The sequence below is a fragment of the Sulfuricaulis limicola genome (assembly GCF_002355735.1).
Classification (GTDB): Bacteria; Pseudomonadota; Gammaproteobacteria; order Acidiferrobacterales; family Sulfurifustaceae; genus Sulfuricaulis; species Sulfuricaulis limicola.
Genome location: NZ_AP014879.1, coordinates 1,650,171 through 1,669,639, shown reverse-complemented (window position 1 = coordinate 1,669,639; position 19,469 = coordinate 1,650,171). Strand labels below are relative to the sequence as shown.

The following is a 19,469-nucleotide window of genomic DNA, read 5'->3' as shown; positions in this document are numbered from 1 at the left end:
ATATGATCTTGAACCGCCAAGACGCCAAGAAAGACCATTTTTTTCAACAGTAAAAACTTGGCGTTCTTGGCGTCTTGGCGGTTAATTTCTTTTTTTTAATACATAATGTTCATGATCGAACGCTGGCAAAAATGGAGACACGACCGCCGCGCGGTCTGGGCCACCTATATCGCGCTGGCGGTGCTGCTGGCGGCCTTGCCGTTCCTGACCGGCGAGGTGCTCGGACGCGGGTGGGTGCGTATCCTCGATTTCACGCTGCTGTACGTCATGCTCGCGCTCGGACTCAATATCGTGGTCGGTTACGCCGGCCTGCTCGATCTCGGTTATATCGCGTTTTATGCCGTCGGCGCCTATGTTTATGCCTTGCTGGCATCGCCGCATTTCGGGCTGCATCTGCCGTTCTGGGCGCTGTTGCCGATCGGCGCCGGTATCGCCGCTGTTTTCGGTATCCTGCTGGGCGCCCCGACCCTGCGCTTGCGCGGCGATTACCTGGCCATCGTGACGCTCGGCTTCGGCGAGATCATCCGCATATTCCTCAACAACCTCAACGCGCCCGTGAATATCACGAACGGCCCGCAAGGCGTCAACCTGATCGATCCGATTGCGTTTGGCGGTTTTTCATTCAGCCAGACGCATACCCTGTTCGGGCTGAGCTTCCCCGGAATTTATACTTATTACTATCTGTTTCTCGCGCTCGCGCTGTTAATCATCTTCGTGTCGCTGCGCCTGCAAAACTCGCGCATCGGGCGCGCCTGGGTGGCGATCCGCGAGGACGAGGTAGCGGCCGAAGCCATGGGCATCAACACGCGCAACATCAAGCTGCTGGCCTTCGCCATGGGCGCGTCGTTCGCCGGCATCAGCGGCGGGTTGTTCGCGGGCTTCCAGGGCTTCATCAGCCCGGAAAGCTTCAATCTGTTCGAGTCCATCATCGTCCTGTGCATGATCGTGCTCGGCGGCATGGGCAATATCGCCGGCGTCATTCTCGGCGCCGTGCTGCTGACCATATTCCCCGAGGCCTTGCGCTACATCGGTGAGCTGCAAAATTACCTGTTCGGGCGCATCCTGGCGGACCCCGCCGACCTGCGCATGCTGATATTCGGGCTGGCGCTGGTTTTGATCATGATCTTCCGTCCCGCCGGTTTGCTGCCATCGGTGCGCCGGCGCCAGGAATTCGGCTCCGACGCCTCGGTGCTGGCCCAGGAACAGGCTTCGCTTTATGACGCCCGGCGCTGAAGCAAAACCGATGTCGGATACGGAAACGCTGCTCAACGTCAGCGGCGTGTCCAGGTATTTCGGTGGCCTGGCAGCGCTGCAGGACGTGTCGCTGCATATTCGCGCCGGCGAGATTTACGGACTGATCGGGCCGAATGGCGCCGGCAAGACGACCCTGTTCAACGTCCTCACCGGCTTGTACCGGACCGACACCGGCAGCATCAGTTTGCGCGGCAAACGGATTTCCGGACTCAGGCCGAACCAGGTGGCAGCGCTCGGCATGGCGCGCACGTTTCAGAACATACGCCTGTTCGCCAACATGACGGCGATCGAAAACGTCATGGTGGGGCGGCACCTGCGCACGCGCGCCGGTATCATCGGGGCCATCCTGCGTGACCGCGATACCCGCGCGGAAGAGACGGCGATCCAGCAGCGGGCGCGCGAATTGCTGGAATACGTCGGCATCATGAAACAGGCCTACATGCCGGCCAAGCATCTAGCTTACGGCGATCAGCGCCGGCTTGAAATCGCGCGCGCCCTGGCCACCGATCCGATGCTGCTGGCGCTCGACGAGCCGGCCGCCGGTATGAATCCCAGCGAAACCGCCCGGCTTCAGGACTTGTTACAGAAAATCCGCGCCGATGGTGTGACCCTGCTGCTGATCGAGCACGATGTGAAACTGGTGATGGGCCTGTGCGATCGCGTTGCCGTGCTCGATTACGGCAGGATAATCGCCGAGGGCGTGCCGGCCGAGGTTAAGCGCGACCCGCGCGTCATCGAGGCTTATCTGGGGGCGAGCGTGCCATGAGTTTTCTGGAAACGCGCGGACTGGAGGTGTCCTACGGCGGCATTCGCGCCGTCAAGGGCATCGACCTGACGGTGAAAGAGGGCGAGCTCGTATGCCTGATTGGCGCCAACGGCGCAGGCAAGACCACCACGCTCAAATCCCTGTGCGGCATGCTGCCGCCGAGCCGCGGCGAAATCCTGTACGAGGGCACCTCCGTCACCGGCCGGCCTTCGTACGAACTGGTGCGTCGCGGCATTTCGCTGGTGCCGGAAGGACGGGGAATCTTCGGGCGCCTGACGCTGGAGGAGAACCTGAAAATCGGCGCCTACGCGCGCCGCGACCACGCCGCCATCCGCGCCGATATGGACCGTCTCTACGATCTTTTCCCGCGCCTGGCCGAGCGGCGCACGCAACAGGCCGGCACGCTTTCCGGCGGCGAACAGCAGATGCTGGCCATCGGCCGCGCACTGATGAGCCGCCCGCGCCTGCTGCTGCTCGACGAACCCAGCATGGGGCTGGCGCCGATGCTGGTGCAAAAGATTTTTGAGATCATCAAACGGATTGCCGAAGAGGGCATGACGCTGCTGCTGGTGGAACAGAACGCCCGGCTCGCCCTCGAGGTCAGTCACCGCGGTTACGTCATGGAAAGCGGAAACATCGTGCTCGCCGATTCGGCGCAGGCCCTGCTCAGGGATACGAAGGTGCAGGAGTGCTATCTCGGTGGCTGACCAATTCACAGGATTAACAGGGCGAAGCGGAGTTTTCGCTGATGCACTTAACGTGCATCAGCGCCGCTGAGCGCCCGCACAGGGATGTGCGGGCTGGGGTTTATCGAAGCCTGGGTGCGACGCCAGGGAAGGCATGCCCTCCCTGGCGCGGCCACGGCGGCTTCGGGAGACTCGGCCCCGCCATCCGTGGCGGGGCGCTCGCCGGGACGAAGACACGTTAAGTGTCTTCGTCTGTTTCCGGCTCGCCCTGCTTAATCCTGTCTATTAAAACTCGACTGTGCGCGTCTCGGATTTCTCCGAAGCGGGTGTGAGGCGCCGGATGATCTCGGCCTCGAGACAGGCGAGCTGGGTTTTGTCCGTCAGCGGCTGGCGGTCGCGGGCGTTGACGAAAAAAATATCCTCGGCGCGCTCGCCGTAGGTGGCCACCTTGGCGGCCACCAGGTTCACCCGGCAGTGCTTGAGCGCGAGCGCCACCTGGTAGAGCAGCCCCGGCCGGTCCTGCGCCGTGACTTCCATGATGGTGAGCTGTCCCTTCGGTGACGGACTGAAGGTTACACGCGTTTCAATGGGGAAGTGCTTGAGCTGGCGTTGCAGGCCCGTTGTCTGGATTTCCCGTCCCGGTTGCGGGCGCAACAACTGGTCGCGCATGGTTTTTTGCAACTGCTCCAGGGCGCGCGCATCGCTCACCGGCTGGCCGGAATGGTCCAGCGCCACGAAGGTGTCGAGCGCGAAACCGTTGCGCAGCGTATGTATGCGGGCATCCATGATGGACAGGTTCAGGCGGTCGAAGCCCGCGGTCATGATTGCGAACAGATCGTCGCGGTCCGGGGTGTAAATCAGGAATTCGCTGCCGCCAAGTTCCGGCGTGTAGCGTGTGGCCACGATCGGCAGATCGGTGGCAGGGGCCGCGGCGAGAGCCTGGGCGTGCCAGGCGAGACTTTCCACGTCGTAGGGCAGGAAGTATTCCGCATCGAGGTCCTGCCAGAAGCGCATGACGGCCGGCTCCGGAATCCCGGCCGGCCGCAGCCGGTCCAGTACCGACCGGCGCAGATCGGCGACATGCTCTTCCAGATCGATCGGCTGGGCGATGCCGCGCAGCAACAAGCGCGAGGTGGCGCTATGGAGCTGCGACAGCAAGCGGCCTTTCCAGGTATTCCACACGGCCGGACTGGTGCCGCGCATGTCGGCCACGGTCAGCAGATAGAGATTGTCGAGATGCTCCTGATCGCCGACCCGCTGGGCGAAGCGCAGCACGACGTCGGGATCGGAAATATCCTCGCGCTGCGCGGTGGCCGACATCAGCAAGTGGTAGCGCACCAGCCAGCAGACGAAGCGGGTGTCGTATTCGCTCAGGTTGTGCTGACGGCAGAAGGCCTGGGCCTCTTTTTCACCGAGCTCGGAGTGGTCGCCGCCGCGTCCCTTGGCGATGTCGTGAAACAGCCCGCCGAGATACAGGCGTTCGGGCTTGACCAGTTTCTGGATCAGCTCGCTGGCGAGCGGAAATTCATCGCGGAATTCCGGCAACGTGAAGCGGCGCAGGTTGCGCACCACCATGAGCGAGTGCGCGTCGACGGTGTAGACATGGAACAGGTCATGCTGCATCTGCCCGACGATGCGCCCGAAGGCCGGCAGGTAGGCGCCGAGCACGCCGTAGGCGTTCATGCGCCGCAGTTCGTGCGTGATGCCGCGCGGCTGGCGCATGATCTCCATGAACAGGCTGCGGCAGGCGAGGTCCTTGCGGAATTTGTTGTCGATGCGATGCAGGTTGGCGCGCACCAGGCGGATGGTGCCGGCGCGCACGCCCTTGAGTTCGGGGTGTTGCTGCATGAGCAGGAACATTTCCAGCAGCGCAAACGACGCGCGCTCGAACACCCGCGGGTGCGTCACTTCCAGGAAACCGTGATGGGACTGAAAGCGGCGGTTGATGGGGTGGATTTTGATGCGCCCGCGAGCAAGGATGACCTCCTCGAAGTGTTGCAACAGGATTTCATTGAGCAGAGACAGTTCCTTGACGGTGCGGTAGTAGCGCTTCATGAACTGCTCGACGGCGAGGAAACCGGGACGGTCCTTGTAGCCGAAGTGTTTCGCCAGCTCGCGCTGGTGATCGAAGAGCAGCCGGTCTTCGCGCCGGTCGGCGAGGTAATGCAGTCCGGCGCGCACGTGCCACAGGAAGTTCCGCCCCCGGATCAGCGTGCGGTATTCCTCTTCGTTCAGGAAGCCGGGCTTGACCAGGTCATGCAGGGATGTTGTGTCGAAATGCCGTTGCGCCACCCACGAGATCATGTGGATGTCGCGCAGCCCGCCCGGACCGTCCTTGATGTTCGGTTCCAGGTTGTAGGCGGTGTCGTGGAAATGGTGATGCCGCTGTATCTGCTCCTGGTGCTTGGCGGCGAAGAATTTCCGGCTCGGCCATATTTTCGAGGCATGCGTGAGCACGCGCATTTTATGGAACAGCTTCTCATCACCATCGAGCAGGCGCGACTCCATGAGGTTGGTCGCCACAGTGATGTCGTCTTTCGCCTCGCGCACGCAGTCTTTCAGGGTGCGCACGCTGTGGCCGACTTCCAGTCCCATGTCCCAGAAAAAACGGATCAGGGCCTCAATGAAGGCTCGTGTTTTGGCCGGCTTGTCCTTTTCCAGCAACACCATGAGATCGATATCGGAGGCGGGATGCAGTTCACCTCGCCCGTAACCGCCCACGGCTACCAGGGCGATGCGAAAGCCGGGGGGCAGCAGGGACAAGTGCCGCTTCCAGGCGCGCACGATCAACTGGTCGATCAGTCTGGCGTGCGCCGTCACCAGCAGCGTGGCGCCGCTATGTTGAAAAAATCGTTGCTTGAGATTTTCGCGACCGGCCTGCAACGCGGCGCGAAACAGGGGGAGGGGCTTGTCGGTGGCGGCCAGCGACTGTTCGAATTCGCGGCTGTTGAAAAGGGTTTCCCTGGCGCCGGACATGATCGTTATGGATCGTCGCCGGACGCGAGCGTGAGCACTTCGTGTCCCGTTGGCGTCACCAGCACGGTGTGTTCCCATTGCGCGGACAGCGAGTGATCGCGCGTGACCACGGTCCAGTTGTCGGGCAGCAGTTTCACTTCCCGCCGGCCGGCATTGATCATGGGTTCGATGGTGAAGGTCATGCCGGACTCCAGCGCCATGCCCGTTCCCGGCATGCCGTAATGCAGCACCTGCGGGTCTTCGTGGAATTCCTGCCCGATGCCGTGGCCGCAGTATTCCCGCACCACCGAAAACCCGTGCTCCTCGGCGTGCCGCTGGATGGCGTGGCCGATATCTCCCAGCCGGATTCCCGGCCGCACCATTTCGATGCCCTTGAGCATGCACTCGTGCGTCACCTGCACCAGCCGTTTCGCCTGCACCGACGGTTCGCCCACGAAAAACATTTTGCTGGTGTCGCCGTGATAACCGTCCTTGATGACGGTGACGTCGATGTTGACGATATCGCCTTTCTTGAGTTTCTTGTCGCCCGGGATGCCGTGGCACACCTGGTGATTCACCGAGGTGCAGATGGAGCGCGGGAAGCCCTTGTAATTGAGCGGCGCCGGGATGGCCTGTTGCTCGTTGACGATGTAATCGTGGCACAGCCGGTCGAGCTCGCCGGTGGTGATCCCGGGCTGGACATGCGGCCGTATCATGCGCAGCACCTCGGCGGCGAGCCGGCCGGCGACGCGCATTTTCTCGATTTCCGCGGGGTTTTTGATGGTGACAGGCATAAGCGCTTGGTTACAGCCGTATTGTCCGGGAATAGAGCGGTTTTACAAAGCCCTTTCGCGCAGGAATTCCCGCCCAAACCCATGAAAACATTGTCGTAATCGGCCTCATTATGGTATAAAGCCGCCCGCAGTTCGTGTTGTTAAACCCTAAACCCACACGCGGCATCGTCACAGGCATCCGGGTGTCCGGTCCGTCCCCCACGGGACAGGCTGGATTGATGCATGGGATCCGCGGCGGAAAAACCCGAAGGAGATATCATGAGCAACGTCACCATGCGCCAGATGCTGGAGGCCGGCGTGCATTTCGGCCACCAGACGCGTTTCTGGCACCCCAAGATGCGCCCCTATATTTTCGGCGAGCGCAACCGCATCCACATCATCAACCTTGAGAAGACCCTGCCGCTGTTCAACGAGGCGATGGGGTACCTGACCAAACTCGCCGGCAACGGCGGCACCATCCTGTTCGTCGGCACCAAGCGTCAGGCGACCGACATCATCGGCGAGGAGGCGGCACGCTGCGGCAGTCCGTACGTGAACCATCGCTGGCTGGGCGGGATGCTGACCAATTACCGCACCGTGAAGAAATCCATCGAGCGCCTGAAAATGCTCGAATCCATCCTGGCGGATGAAACCAGCAGCAAGAAGCTTTCCAAGAAGGAACTGCTCGATCTCGACCGCGAACGCGTCAAGCTTGAAAAGAGCCTGGGCGGCATCAAGGAGATGTCCGGCCTGCCCGACGCCGTGTTCGTCGTCGATGTCGGCCATGAATACATCGCGGTTTCCGAGGCGAAGAAGCTGAACATCCCCGTCGTGGGCGTGGTCGATTCCAACTGCAAGCCCGACGGCGTGGACTACGTCATACCGGGCAACGACGACGCCATCCGCGCCATCCAGCTTTACGCGCGCGCGGCGGCCGACGCCATTCTGGCCGGCCGCGAGCAGCATCAGGCCGCCATCGTGTCGGGCGACGATGAGTTTATCGAGGTCAAGGAAGAACCGGCCAGGGTGAAGGTCGTCGCCAGGAAGAAGATGGCATCGGCGCCGGCGGAAGCCGCCCCGGAAGCCGAAACGGCGGTGGAAACGGCCGAGAAGCCGGCGGACAAGCCCAAGCGCACTACGCGCGCCAAGCCGAAAAGCCCCGGACGCGCGAAAAAAGAAACGCTTCCCGGACAGGACGACGAATAAACAGTGTGACATCAAGGGGGCAATGCCCCCTTGGTTTTATGAATCTTGGCCACAGAGGGCACAGAGAACACAGAGAGTTTAAAAATACCGAAGCAAAATTTATGGTCGTTTTTCCTCTGTGATCTCTGTGTGCTCTGTGGCGAAATTAATTATGGGTTTATGAAATTATGAGCATCTCAGCACAACAAGTGAAAGAACTGCGCGAGCGCACCGGGCTCGGCATGATGGAGTGCAAGGCCGCGCTCACGGAAACCAACGGCGACATGGAGGCGGCGGCGGATTTGCTGCGCAAGCGCGCCGGCGCCAAGGTCGAGAAGAAGGCGGGGCGCATCGCCGCCGAAGGCACGATCGGGATTCATGTCAGCGCCGATCGCAAGACCGCCGCCATGGCCGAGGTGAATTGCGAAACCGACTTCGTCGCCAAGGGCGATGAATTCGATGCCTTTGCCGGCGCCGTTGCGGCGCGCGTAGCCGCCGCCCAGCCGGCGGACGTGGACGCGCTCTACCGGCTCCCGCACCAGGACGGCGCGCCGGCCACCGTGGCCCAGGTGCGCGAAGGACTGGTCATGAAGCTGGGCGAGAATATCAATGTCCGCCGCTTCGAACGGCTGACGACGGGCCAGGGCCATATCGGCAGCTATGTCCATGGCCGCAAGATCGGCGTGCTGGTGGTGCTGGAAGGCGGCGATGAGAATCTCGCCAAGGACATCGCCATGCATGTTGCCGCCAGCCGACCGGAATATGTTTCGAAGGATCAGGTGCCGGCCGCGGCCGTGGCCAAGGAGAAGGAAATCTTCGCCGAACAGGCCAAGGCCAGCGGCAAGCCGGCGGACATCATTGAAAAAATGGTCATGGGCCGGGTCAACAAGTATCTCGGTGAAATCACCCTCCTGGGCCAGCCGTTCGTGAAAGACCCGGAGACCACGGTCGAAAAACTGCTCAAGTCCAAAAGCGCCAGCGTGAAAGGCTTCATCCGCTATGAAGTCGGAGAAGGTCTGGAGAAGCGCTCCGACAATTTCGCCGCCGAAGTGATGGCGACCGTCAAAGGGGCGTAAACCTTGACGAGCGCATCCGGGGTTCCCGCCTACCGCCGCGTGCTGCTCAAGCTCTCCGGCGAGGCGCTCATGGGTTCCGACGCCTACGGCATCAATCGCGAGGTGCTGATGCGTGTCGCCGCCGAGATCAAGACGGTGGTCGCCACCGGCGTGCAGCTGGCCGTCGTGATCGGTGGCGGCAACATTTTCCGCGGCATCGCGCCCTCGGCCCAGGGCATGGATCGGGCCTCGGCCGATTACATGGGCATGCTCGCCACCGTGATGAATTCACTCGCCATGCAGGACGCGCTGGAAAAACTGGACGTTCCCGTGCGCGTGCAATCGGCCCTGCGGGTCGACCAGGTGGTGGAGCCCTACGTCCGCCGCCGCGCGATACGCCATCTCGAACAGGGGCGCGTGGTGATTTTTGCCGCGGGCACCGGCAATCCCTTTTTTACCACCGATACCGCGGCAACGCTGCGCGGGATGGAGATCGGCGCCGACGTGGTGCTCAAGGCCACCAAGGTGGACGGCGTGTACGACCGCGATCCGGTGAAACATCCGGACGCCAAACGTTTCGAAACCATCAGCTTCGATGAAGTGCTGGAGAAGCGGCTGGGCGTGATGGACGCGGCTTCAATCGCGCTGTGCCGCGACCAGAAGATGCACCTGCGCGTGTTCAGTATCCAGAAAGCCGGCAACCTGCTGCGTGTCTGCCGGGGAGAAGATGTCGGCACACTCGTGAAAGGAGCATAGCCATGACGCAATCAGTCGAGAGCATCAAGAAAGACGCGGAAACGCGTATGGCAAAGTCGGTAGAAACGCTGAAAAACGACCTGGGCAAGATTCGCACCGGGCGGGCCCATCCCGGCCTGCTCGAAAACGTGCGTGTCGATTATTACGGCAACAAGACGCCGCTGAACCAGGTGGCCAACGTCTCAGCCGCGGACGCCCGGACGCTGACGGTGACGCCGTATGACAAGAGCCAGGCGGCGGCGATCGAAAAAGCGATCCGGGAGTCCGACCTGGGTCTCAACCCGATGTCCTCGGGTGGCGTGATCCGCGTGCCGCTGCCGGCATTGACCGAGGAGCGGCGCAAGGAACTGTCCAAGCACGCGCGCGCCGAGGGCGAGAACGCCAAGGTCGCGATCCGCAACGTGCGCCGCGACTCCAACCAGCACCTGAAGGATGCCCTGAAGAAAAAGCTCATCACCGAGGATGACGACAAGCGCGCGGAAGAGGCGGTGCAGAAATTCACCGATCATTTCATCGGCGAAGTGGACAAGCTGGTGACGGGCAAGGAAAAGGACATCATGCAGGTGTGATGCCTTGCTGCTGAAGTGCAGGAATATCAATAGACAGGATTAACAGGATTATTCAGGATTAACAGGATAAATCCCTGAAAATTTTTAATCCTGTATATCCTGCGAAATCCTGTTAATCCTGTGAATTCTTTTTTGCACTATGGACAAGACCGGTAATAACGACACGGCGGAGATGCTGGCGGAGCGATCCGACATCCCGCGGCACGTGGCCGTGATCATGGACGGCAACGGCCGTTGGGCCAAGAGCCGCGGGTTGCCCCGCATTGCCGGTCACCGCAAGGGCGTGGAACGCGTGCGCGACATGGTGTCGGCCTGCGCGGAAAGAGGGATCAAGCACCTCACGCTGTTTGCCTTCAGCAGCGAGAATTGGCGCCGTCCGGCACAGGAAGTGCAGCTGCTCATGGACCTGTTTCTGAGCGCGCTGGAGAACGAGATCAAGAAGCTGCACAAGAACAACGTGCGATTCCGTGTCATCGGCGATACCGCCCGTTTCGGCGAGAAAATCGCAGCGCGCATCCGCCAGGCGGAAATGCTGACGCACGACAACCAGTCGCTGACGCTCACTATCGCCGCCAATTATGGCGGACGCTGGGACATCGCACAGGCCTGCGCCCGGCTGGCGCAGCGCGCCGTCGATGGCGAGATCGATCCTGCGTCGATTACGGAGGCAAGCATTGAGCCCTTCCTCAGTCTGGCCGGCGTGCCCGAGCCCGATCTTTTCATCCGCACCGGCGGTGAGCAGCGCATCAGCAATTTCCTGTTGTGGCAGCTCGCCTACACCGAGATGTATTTCACGCCGGTCCTGTGGCCGGATTTCGATCGCGCGCAATTCGAGCAGGCGCTGGTCTCCTATGCCGGGCGCCAGCGCCGTTTCGGTCTGACCGGTGATCAGATCGAAGCCGCGCGCCATGCTTAAACAACGCATCCTGACGGCCGTCATTCTGGTTCCGCTGCTGGTCGCAGCGTTGTTTTATCTTTCCCTCCCGTGGCTGACCCTGATATTCGCCGTTGTCATGGCGGCGGCGGCATGGGAGTGGGCCGGATTGTCCGGCCTGCGGCATTTCGCGGCCAGGCTCGCCTACGTGGCCTGCCTGCTGCTGTTCGGCGTGCTGGGATTGAATCTCATACCGCTTCACCCGGATCTGATCGTTTCATTCCTTGGCGCGGCCGTGTTGTGGTGGGTGTGGGCGCTGGTGGAACTGATCAGTCGCCGGGACCTGGCCCGCGGCATGTTCACGACCATGCCGGGCCGGATTGTCGGCGGTTTTCTGGTTCTGGTTCCCCTGTGGGTCGCGGCGGTTTATCTGCTGGCCGCGGACGACGAAAGTCCGCGTGTATTGCTGTTTCTGTTCGTGCTGGTGTGGGTCGCGGACAGCGCCGCCTATTTCACCGGTTCGCTCCTGGGACGAACCAGGCTCGCGCCGCATGTCAGTCCCGGCAAAACCGTGGAGGGCGTCGTCGGCGGCGTGCTGGGCGTCGTGCTGCTGGCCTGGCTTTGTGGGACAATACTGTGGAAATTCGAGGGAATGTTGCTGGCGATGTGGACCGGACTGTCCGCTGTGACGGCATTGTTTTCGGTGGTCGGCGATCTGACGGAAAGCAAGCTCAAGCGCATAGCCGGCGTCAAGGACAGTGGCAGGCTGCTTCCCGGTCACGGCGGCGTGCTGGATCGCATCGACGCCCTCACGTCCGCGGTCCCGGTGTTCGCGCTGGGCGCAATTTTTCTGTTGAAGTTTGATGCATGACCATCACGGATAAATCCTCTCCCATGGAACGGTCTGATCGCAGCATCCGCGGTGTCACCATTCTGGGATCGACCGGCTCGATCGGGATCAACACGCTCGACGTGCTGGCGCGCCACCCCGGAAAATACCGGGTCGTGGCCCTGACCGCCAATACCCAGGTTGACCGTCTTTTCGAACAGTGCCGGCATTTCCTGCCTCGGCAGGCGGTCATGCTCGATCCGCGCGCGGCCGGCCAATTGGCGGAAAAAATTCGCGCCGCCGGGCTCGACATTGAAGTGCTGTCCGGCGCGGAGGGATTGAACGCGGCGGCGACACATCCGCAAACGCACACTGTCGTGGCCGCCATCGTCGGCGCCGCCGGACTGTTGCCGACATTGACCGCGGTACGGGCCGGAAGGCGGGTACTGCTGGCCAACAAGGAACCGCTGGTGATGTCCGGCCAGGTTTTTATCGAGGAGGCGCAACGCGCCAACGCCGAGCTGTTGCCGGTGGACAGCGAACACAACGCGATTTTCCAGTGCATGCCGGACGGTTTTCGTGCCGGCACGGCGGCGTCCGCCGTGCGACGTATTTTCCTGACCTGTTCCGGCGGGCCTTTCCGCGCGACGCCGGCCGAAGCGCTGGCCGCGGTGACGCCGGAACAGGCCTGCGCCCATCCCAACTGGGTCATGGGCCGGAAAATCTCGGTGGATTCCGCGACCCTGATGAACAAGGGCCTGGAGCTGATCGAGGCCTGCTGGCTCTTCGGTGTGACGCCCGACCAGGTCGAGATCGTCATTCACCCGCAGAGCGTGATTCATTCGCTGGTCGAGTACGTCGACGGCTCGGTGCTGGCCCAGCTGGGCAATCCGGACATGCGCACGCCGATCGCGCACGCGCTGGCGTGGCCGGAACGGATCGAGTCCGGGGTCAGGAGCCTGAATCTGCTCGAAGTGGGGCGGCTGGATTTCAGCGCGCCGGACCTCGAGCGTTTCCCGTGTTTGCGGCTGGCGTACGAGGCGGCGCGCGCCGGCGGCACCATGCCGGCGATCCTGAATGCGGCCAACGAAGTCGCGGTGCAGGCCTTTCTCGACCGGCGCATCGGGTTTACCGACATTCCGCGCGTGATCGGACATACTCTGTCGAATTTGCCGGCCAGCCGTGAAACTAGTCTCGATGCCGTCCTGTCTGATGACCGGCGGGCCCGCCGCATGGCGGACGATTTCATCGCGGCGCAGGCGCCGCGCATCAAGCAGGGTGTGACATGATGGATTTACTGTATTACGCCGGCGCTTTCGTGGTTGCCCTGGGTATCCTGATCACGGTGCACGAATTCGGTCATTTCTGGGTGGCACGGCGCCTCGGCGTCAAGGTGCTGCGTTTCTCCGTCGGCTTCGGCAAACCGCTGTGGTCGCGCCGCGTGGGCCCGGACGGCATGGAGCTGGCCATCGGGGCGTTCCCGCTCGGCGGCTACGTGAAGATGCTGGACGAGAACGAGGGCGAAGTGACGAGCTCGGAGCTGCCCCGGGCCTTCAACCGCCAGCCTGTCTGGAAACGCATGGCCATCGTGGTCGCGGGCCCGCTGTTCAATTTCATTTTTGCCGTCCTGGCCTACTGGGCGGTCTACATGGTCGGCGTGGATGGCATCCAGCCGGTGGTCGGCAAGGTCATCGAAGGCTCGATCGCAGAGCAGGCGGGTTTCCGCCCTGGCGACACCATTCTGAGCATCGATGGCAGGGAAGTGCAAAGCTGGGACCACCGGCGCCTGTACGTGTTTCAGCGGGCGCTCGACCAGGCACGCCTGTTGGTGGAGGTGCGGGATACGCAGGGCCAGGTGAAACGGCGCGAGCTGGATCTCTCCAGCCTGCCGGTGCAGCAGGTGAACGCCTCGCTGCTCGAACGCGGCATCGGCCTGATCGGATACTATCCGGAAGCGCTGCCGGTGATCGGCGCCATGGAGCCGGGGCCGGCCCAGCGCGCCGGCATGCAGGTGGGCGACCGCCTGGTGGAGATCGACTCCCGGCCCGTGAACACATGGGAGGAGCTGGTCGCGGTGGTGAGCCGCAGCCCGGGCCGGCCACTGCAAGTGGTGGTGGAGCGTGAAGGCGCCCGGCTCGACTTCAACGTCACGCCCGACGCCGTCGAGCAGGGCAGCGAGACCATCGGGCGCATCAATATCCGTCCGCAATTCAGCGCGATACCCGACGCGATGCGGGTCAAGGTCCGTTTTGGCTCACTCGAGGCGTTGACGGAAGGCGTTGGCAATACCTGGATGATGTCGGCGCTCACGCTGGAGATGCTCTACCGCATGCTCAAGCTCGAGGTGTCCACGCGCAACATCAGCGGACCCCTCACGATCGCGCAGTATGCCGGCTATTCCGCCAAGGTCGGCGTCGAGCAGTTCGTGCTGTTTCTGGCGGTCATCAGCATCAGTCTCGGGGTGCTGAATCTGCTGCCGATTCCGGTGCTCGATGGCGGGCACTTAATGTATTACATTATCGAAGCCGTGAAGGGCAGCCCGCTTTCCGATACCGTGCTGGCGTGGGGGCAGCAGATCGGCGTGGCCCTGCTCGTCGGCCTGATGGTGCTGGCATTTTACAACGATCTTACCCGGATTTTCTTCTGAACGACCGCCGCGCGCCTGATTCCGGAAAAAAATAACGAATGAAAAGATTTCTCGCGGCGTTCATCCTCAGCGTGCTCTGTGTTTCTGCCGGCCAGGCGGCGGAGCCATTTGTCATCAAGGATATTCGCGTGGAAGGGTTGCAGCGCATCTCGGCGGGCACCGTGTTCAATTATCTGCCGGTCAAGGTGGGCGACAGCCTGACCGAGAAAAAATCCCAGGACGCCGTGCGCGCCCTGTTCAAGACGGGATTTTTCCGGGACGTGCGGCTGGAGCGGGACGGCAATGTCCTGACCGTTTCCGTGGTGGAGCGGCCCTCCATCGCCGGCATCAAGATCGCCGGCACCAAGGAAATGTCGGAAGAGGACCTGAAAAAGGGCCTGAAGGAAGTCGGGCTGGCCGAAGGGCGGGTGTTCAACAAGTCGTTGCTGGACCGCGTGGAGCAGGAATTGCGGCAGCAGTATTTCGGCCGCGGCTATTATGCCGTCAGCATCCAGCCGACGGTCACGCCGCTCGAGCGCAACCGCGTCGATATCAACATCCAGGTGGCGGAAGGCAAGGTGGCGCGCATCCGCGAGATCAATCTCGTCGGCAACCGGGTTTTCGCGGACAAAAAACTGCTCAAGCTCTTCAGTCTCGGCCCCAAGCCCTGGTATGCGCTTTTCTCCAGCCGTGACAAATACTCGAAACAGAAACTGGCCGGTGATCTGGAGCGACTCCGCAATTTCTACCAGGACCGGGGATTTCTCGAATTCAACATCGATTCCACCCAGGTCTCCATCACGCCGGACAAGGAGAAAATCTACATCACGGTCAATATCACCGAGGGCAGGAAATACACCGTGACCGGGCACAAGCTGGCCGGAACCTTCGTGATCCCGGAGAGCGAGCTGAACGCCCTGATTGGCATCCAGCCTGGCAGTGTTTTTTCGCGCAAGGAAGTCACGGAAACCACCAAGAAAATGTCCGACCGTCTTGCCAATGACGGTTACGCCTTCGCCAACGTCAACGCCATTCCCGAGGTGGACAAGGAAAAGTCGGAAGTCTTTTTCACCTTCTTCGTGGACCCGGGACGGCGCATCTATGTGCGGCGCGTCAACTTCGCCGGCAACGTTGCCACGCGCGACGAGGTGCTGCGTCGCGAAATGCGCCAGCACGAAGGCGCGTGGTACAACGCCGCCAAGATCCAGCGCTCGCGCGTGCGTCTCCAGCGTCTCGGATTCTTCGACGACGTGAACGTGGAAACACCCGCGGTAGCCGGGGTGGCGGACCAGGTGGACGTCAATGTCAACGTCAAGGAACGTCCCACCGGAAATCTCATGCTGGGTGTCGGCTATTCGGACAGCGACGGTTTGCTCCTGAACGCCAGCATCACCCAGAGCAACCTGCTTGGTACCGGCAAGGAACTGGGCGTGAGTTTCGACAACTCGCGTTCCACAACCAACTTCAACATCCGCTACAACAATCCTTACTACACGAAAGACGGGATCAGCCGCGGCTTCAATATTTTCTCCAGCACCATCGACGCCAGCCTGGCGGATACCGCCGCGTATTCGGCGGACACTCAGGGCATGGGTGTGTTCTTCGGCATCCCGCTGAGTGAGGACAATTCGGTCAATGTCGGCGCCGATGTGGAAAAGATCATCCTGCATACCAACACCAGCAGCGCCCAGATTGCCCAGGATTTTGTCGCTAAATACGGTTCGTCGAATACAGTGCTGAAGGCAACGCTGGGCTGGTCACGCGACACCCTGGACAGCCTGCTGTTGCCGACTTCAGGCAGCCTGCAGCGGCTGAGCGCCGAGGTGGCCGTGCCGGGGACCGATATCGAATACTACAAGCTGACTTACCTGGCCGGCCGTTACTGGCCGATGAGCGATACCTTTACCTTCAAAATGAAGGGCGAGCTTGGCTATGGCGCCGGTTATGGCGGCACCGATGCCCTGCCGTTTTACAAAAACTTCTACGCCGGCGGCAGCAGCACGGTGCGCGGTTTCAGTTCACGCTCGCTGGGACCCCGCGACAGCCTGCCGCCGAACGACCCCATCGGCGGCAACCGCCGGGTGCTGGTGAACGCGGAATTGCTGTTTCCGCTGCCGGGTTCTTCCGCCGACAACAAGTCCATGCGCCTCAGCCTGTTCACCGACGGCGGCATGGTGTACGGCCCGGGCGAGAAGGTCGAGCTCGGGCAGTTGCGCTATTCAGCCGGTTTGGCGTTTAATTGGTTCTCGCCCGTCGGGCCGCTGAGCTTCAGCTACGCGATTCCGCTGAACGACAAACCGGGCGACCGGACGGAATCGTTCCAGTTTACGCTGGGTGTACCGCTGCGATAGGCACCAGGAGGCCGTTTTGCGCATCAGAAACATCGTATTCGGATCATTTATGTGCGTGCTGGGCGCCGGTGCCGTGCCGGCTGCCGTGCCGGCGGCCGACCTCAAGATCGGCTATGTCAACGCCGTCAAGGTCATCGAGGAAGCGCCGCAGGGCGAGGCCGCGCTCAAGAAACTCGAAGCCGAGTTCGCGCCGCGCGACAAACAGATTGTCGAAATGCAGAACAAGCTCAAGCAGCTGGAACAGGATCTGGAAAAGAATGCGCTGGTACTGAAGGACGCCGATCACCGTTCCAGGGAGTTCGAAATAGTTTCATTGAAGCGCGACCTGCGACGCGCCACGCAGGAATTCCGCGAGGATTACAATCTGCGTCGTAACGAAGAACTGGCGGCGCTGCAGAAGATCGTGCAGAAGACCATCGCGGAAATCGCCAAGCAGGAAAACTACGATCTCGTCCTGGAAAGCGCGGTTTATGCCAGCACCCGGGCGGATATCACCGACAAGATCCTGAAACGGCTGGGGAAGAAATAACGCGCGATGGCCGTCACCCTTGCAGAGCTGGCGCGCCGCTTCCAGGGCAGGGTACGGGGAAATCCCGATCTCGCCATAAAGCGCGCGGCGTCGCTGGACTCCGCCGGGCCGGATGACATCGCCTATCTCAGTGACAGGAAATTTCTCGCCAAGCTTGCTTCCACCGCGGCCGGGGCGGTGATCCTGGCGGAACCGGACGCCGCGCATCGCGCGGGTTCCGTGCTGATCGTCGAGAATCCGCATTTGTGTTTTGCTCGCGTCGCTCAATTGCTGCATCCCGCGCCGGCGTTCAGGCCCGGAGCGCACGCCAGTGCCGTGATCAGTCCTTCGGCGCGCGTCGCCGCCAGCGCCTGGGTCGGGCCGCATGTCGTGGTTGAGGACGGCGCGGAGATCAAGGATGATGCGTACATCGGACCCGGCTGCCTCGTCGGCGCGCGCGCCGCCGTGGGTGCGCGCAGCCGTCTGGTCGGGCATGTCGTCATCGGCGATCGATGCTCGGTTGGCGAGGATTGCCTGTTGCACCCGGGAGTGGTGATCGGGAGCGACGGCTTCGGTTTTGCCAAAGACGGCGAGCAGTGGCAGAAAGTCCCTCAGCTCGGGCACGTGATCCTCGGTCACGGCGTGGAGGTGGGCGCCAACACCACCATCGATCGCGGCGCCCTGGACGACACGCTCATCGGCAGCGGCGTGAAGCTGGATAACCAGATACAGATCGCCCACAATGTGCACATCGGCGACAACACGGCGATCGCCGCCTTTGTCGGGATTGCCGGCAGCACGAGGATCGGCAAGCGCTGCACTATCGGCGGACAAGCGGGCATAACGGGACACCTGGAAATCGTCGATGACGTGCACATCACCGCGGGGTCCCTGGTCACGACTTCCATCCGGCAGGCGGGCGCGTATTCGTCCAGCCTCAAGGCCGAACCGGCGGAGAAGTGGCGCCGCAACGCCGCGCGACTGCATCATCTGGACGAGATGTCGCAGCGATTGAAAGTACTTGAAGAGAAATGGCAACAGCATTCCGAGGAGCATGACAATTGAACTCGCTGGACATTCACGAAGTCCTTAAATATCTCCCGCATCGCTATCCGTTCCTGCTGGTCGATCGCGTGCTGACGTTCACCAAGGATGAATCGATCACCGCGCTCAAGAATGTGACCATCAACGAACCCTTTTTCCAGGGCCACTTTCCCAACCGCCCGGTGATGCCGGGCGTGCTGATCATCGAGGCCATGGCCCAGTCCTGCGCCATTCTTTCCTTCAAGAGCATGGACGCTCTGCCCAAGGCGAACGCCATCTTTTACTTCGTCGGCATCGACAATGCGCGCTTCAAGCGTCCGGTGGAACCCGGCGACCAGCTCCGGCTCACGTCCAAAATCAAGCGCAAGGTCAAGGGAATCTGGATGTTCGAGAGCAGCGCCCATGTGGGCGATGAGTTGTGCTGCAGCGCCGACCTGATGTGCACCTACAAGGAAGCCTGAGTGATTCATCCCCTGGCCATCGTCGATCCGGGCGCCAAGATAGGAAAAGACGTTCAGATTGGCGCGTTTTCCATTATCGGTGCCGGCGTCGAGATCGGCAGCGGAACCTGGATCGGTCCCCATGTCGTGATCAACGGACCGACCCGCATCGGCAGTGACAACCGGATATACCAGTTTTCATCGCTGGGGGAGGGGCCTCAACATCTGGGTTACAAGGGCGAGCCCACGCGACTCGAGATTGGCGACCGCAACATCATCCGGGAATACTGCACCTTCAACCGCGGGACAACGGGAGGCGGCGGTGTCACCCGGCTGGGTCATGACAATTTCATCATGGCATATTGTCATCTGGCGCATGATTGCCAGGTAGGGAATCGCACGATTTTCGCGAACGGTACCAGCCTCGCCGGTCACGTCCACGTGGAGGATCAGGTGATTTTCGGCGGGTTTACCATGATCCACCAGTTCTGCCGTGTCGGTGCGCATGCCATGACCGGTATCAGCACCGTCACCTTCAAGGACATCCCGCCGTATCTGCTGGTGGCCGGCAACACCGCCGTGCCTCACGGGCTGAATGTGCGCGGACTCAAGCGGCGGAATTTCTCCGAGCAGTCGATCGAGGCCCTGCGCCAAGCTTACAAGCTGGTTTACAAATCCGGTTTGCGGCTCAGCGAGGCGACTGAACAGCTGGCGCAGGCGGCCACGAACCCCGAAGTCAGACACTTTCTCGATTTCATCAAGCAGTCCGAACGCGGAATTGTTCGCTGATCCGTGGCG

18 protein-coding genes are annotated in these 19,469 nt (G+C 61.7%); 16 read left to right on the top strand and 2 right to left on the bottom strand.

Translation table 11 applies throughout. The features are described from left to right. The first annotated feature begins 111 nt into the window (after positions 1-111). The 3 genes from SCL_RS08085 to SCL_RS08075 are packed head-to-tail and all read left to right on the top strand — an operon-like array spanning position 112 to position 2,727. The gene (locus tag SCL_RS08085) at positions 112-1,233 is read left to right on the top strand and encodes an ABC transporter permease subunit (protein WP_096361906.1); all 1,122 of its coding nucleotides are present in this window, start codon (positions 112-114) and stop codon (positions 1,231-1,233) included. A 10-nt stretch (positions 1,234-1,243) separates the two neighbouring features. Next, on the top strand, positions 1,244-2,020 hold the full coding sequence (locus tag SCL_RS08080; protein ID WP_096361905.1) for an ABC transporter ATP-binding protein: 777 nt from the start codon (positions 1,244-1,246) through the stop codon (positions 2,018-2,020). Further along, a complete protein-coding gene (locus tag SCL_RS08075; protein ID WP_096360746.1) occupies positions 2,017-2,727 on the top strand; it encodes an ABC transporter ATP-binding protein in 711 nt (236 codons plus the stop codon). Before SCL_RS08080 ends, SCL_RS08075 begins: the two co-directional genes overlap by 4 nt. 264 nt (positions 2,728-2,991) lie before the next feature. Here SCL_RS08075 and glnD read toward each other — a convergent pair whose 3' ends face one another. Further along, on the bottom strand, positions 2,992-5,682 hold the full coding sequence (gene glnD / locus SCL_RS08070; RefSeq protein WP_172425979.1) for a [protein-PII] uridylyltransferase: 2,691 nt from the start codon (positions 5,680-5,682) through the stop codon (positions 2,992-2,994). A gap of 5 nt (positions 5,683-5,687) precedes the next feature. Further along, positions 5,688-6,455 (bottom strand): type I methionyl aminopeptidase, encoded by a 768-nt coding sequence (gene map / locus SCL_RS08065; RefSeq protein WP_096360744.1) that lies wholly within the window; start codon positions 6,453-6,455, stop codon positions 5,688-5,690. 258 nt (positions 6,456-6,713) lie between these two features. Between map and rpsB the strand changes: the two genes are divergently transcribed. The 13 genes from rpsB (at position 6,714) to lpxA (ending at position 19,460) form a co-directional block, all read left to right on the top strand. Continuing rightward, a complete protein-coding gene (rpsB, locus tag SCL_RS08060; RefSeq protein ID WP_096361904.1) occupies positions 6,714-7,640 on the top strand; it encodes a 30S ribosomal protein S2 in 927 nt (308 codons plus the stop codon). A 167-nt stretch (positions 7,641-7,807) separates the two neighbouring features. Further along, positions 7,808-8,695, top strand: coding sequence for a translation elongation factor Ts (gene tsf, locus SCL_RS08055; protein WP_096360743.1), 888 nt, complete (start codon positions 7,808-7,810; stop codon positions 8,693-8,695). A 3-nt stretch (positions 8,696-8,698) separates the two neighbouring features. Beyond that, entirely contained in the window at positions 8,699-9,430 is a 732-nt protein-coding gene (pyrH, locus tag SCL_RS08050; RefSeq protein ID WP_096360742.1) for a UMP kinase, read from the top strand. 2 nt (positions 9,431-9,432) lie between these two features. Beyond that, entirely contained in the window at positions 9,433-9,999 is a 567-nt protein-coding gene (frr, locus tag SCL_RS08045) for a ribosome recycling factor (RefSeq protein ID WP_096360741.1), read from the top strand. 139 nt (positions 10,000-10,138) lie between these two features. After that, entirely contained in the window at positions 10,139-10,915 is a 777-nt protein-coding gene (locus SCL_RS08040) for an isoprenyl transferase (protein WP_231969800.1), read from the top strand. Next, a complete protein-coding gene (locus tag SCL_RS08035; RefSeq protein ID WP_096360740.1) occupies positions 10,908-11,744 on the top strand; it encodes a phosphatidate cytidylyltransferase in 837 nt (278 codons plus the stop codon). The genes SCL_RS08040 and SCL_RS08035 overlap by 8 nt, the downstream gene beginning before the upstream one ends. Positions 11,745-11,767: 23 nt before the next feature. Continuing rightward, on the top strand, positions 11,768-12,991 hold the full coding sequence (gene ispC, locus SCL_RS08030; protein ID WP_172425978.1) for a 1-deoxy-D-xylulose-5-phosphate reductoisomerase: 1,224 nt from the start codon (positions 11,768-11,770) through the stop codon (positions 12,989-12,991). Continuing rightward, entirely contained in the window at positions 12,988-14,349 is a 1,362-nt protein-coding gene (rseP, locus tag SCL_RS08025; RefSeq protein WP_197702567.1) for an RIP metalloprotease RseP, read from the top strand. Before ispC ends, rseP begins: the two co-directional genes overlap by 4 nt. 38 nt (positions 14,350-14,387) lie before the next feature. Continuing rightward, on the top strand, positions 14,388-16,679 hold the full coding sequence (gene bamA, locus SCL_RS08020; protein WP_096360738.1) for an outer membrane protein assembly factor BamA: 2,292 nt from the start codon (positions 14,388-14,390) through the stop codon (positions 16,677-16,679). Positions 16,680-16,728: 49 nt separating this feature from the next. Then, positions 16,729-17,208 (top strand): OmpH/Skp family outer membrane protein, encoded by a 480-nt coding sequence (locus tag SCL_RS08015; protein WP_172425977.1) that lies wholly within the window; start codon positions 16,729-16,731, stop codon positions 17,206-17,208. A 6-nt stretch (positions 17,209-17,214) separates the two neighbouring features. Further along, positions 17,215-18,252: a UDP-3-O-(3-hydroxymyristoyl)glucosamine N-acyltransferase gene (lpxD, locus tag SCL_RS08010; protein WP_096360736.1), complete on the top strand. Its 1,038-nt coding sequence runs from the start codon at positions 17,215-17,217 to the stop codon at positions 18,250-18,252. Next, the gene (fabZ, locus tag SCL_RS08005; RefSeq protein WP_096360735.1) at positions 18,249-18,692 is read left to right on the top strand and encodes a 3-hydroxyacyl-ACP dehydratase FabZ; all 444 of its coding nucleotides are present in this window, start codon (positions 18,249-18,251) and stop codon (positions 18,690-18,692) included. The genes lpxD and fabZ overlap by 4 nt, the downstream gene beginning before the upstream one ends. Further along, complete coding sequence (gene lpxA / locus SCL_RS08000) at positions 18,693-19,460, top strand: acyl-ACP--UDP-N-acetylglucosamine O-acyltransferase (RefSeq protein ID WP_096360734.1); 768 nt, start codon at positions 18,693-18,695, stop codon at positions 19,458-19,460. It abuts the gene before it with no gap. Positions 19,461-19,469: the final 9 nt, after the last annotated feature.

Bases quoted from the DNA above. Each gene is read 5' to 3' on its own strand.
- SCL_RS08085 (WP_096361906.1), top strand. From the start codon at position 112: ATGATCGAACGCTGGCAAAAATGGAGACACGACCGCCGCGCGGTCTGG.
- SCL_RS08080 (WP_096361905.1), top strand. From the start codon at position 1,244: ATGTCGGATACGGAAACGCTGCTCAACGTCAGCGGCGTGTCCAGGTAT.
- SCL_RS08075 (WP_096360746.1), top strand. From the start codon at position 2,017: ATGAGTTTTCTGGAAACGCGCGGACTGGAGGTGTCCTACGGCGGCATT.
- glnD (WP_172425979.1), bottom strand. From the start codon at position 5,682: ATGTCCGGCGCCAGGGAAACCCTTTTCAACAGCCGCGAATTCGAACAG.
- map (WP_096360744.1), bottom strand. From the start codon at position 6,455: ATGCCTGTCACCATCAAAAACCCCGCGGAAATCGAGAAAATGCGCGTC.
- rpsB (WP_096361904.1), top strand. From the start codon at position 6,714: ATGAGCAACGTCACCATGCGCCAGATGCTGGAGGCCGGCGTGCATTTC.
- tsf (WP_096360743.1), top strand. From the start codon at position 7,808: ATGAGCATCTCAGCACAACAAGTGAAAGAACTGCGCGAGCGCACCGGG.
- frr (WP_096360741.1), top strand. From the start codon at position 9,433: ATGACGCAATCAGTCGAGAGCATCAAGAAAGACGCGGAAACGCGTATG.
- SCL_RS08040 (WP_231969800.1), top strand. From the start codon at position 10,139: ATGGACAAGACCGGTAATAACGACACGGCGGAGATGCTGGCGGAGCGA.
- SCL_RS08035 (WP_096360740.1), top strand. From the start codon at position 10,908: ATGCTTAAACAACGCATCCTGACGGCCGTCATTCTGGTTCCGCTGCTG.
- ispC (WP_172425978.1), top strand. From the start codon at position 11,768: ATGGAACGGTCTGATCGCAGCATCCGCGGTGTCACCATTCTGGGATCG.
- rseP (WP_197702567.1), top strand. From the start codon at position 12,988: ATGATGGATTTACTGTATTACGCCGGCGCTTTCGTGGTTGCCCTGGGT.
- bamA (WP_096360738.1), top strand. From the start codon at position 14,388: ATGAAAAGATTTCTCGCGGCGTTCATCCTCAGCGTGCTCTGTGTTTCT.
- SCL_RS08015 (WP_172425977.1), top strand. From the start codon at position 16,729: ATGTGCGTGCTGGGCGCCGGTGCCGTGCCGGCTGCCGTGCCGGCGGCC.
- lpxD (WP_096360736.1), top strand. From the start codon at position 17,215: ATGGCCGTCACCCTTGCAGAGCTGGCGCGCCGCTTCCAGGGCAGGGTA.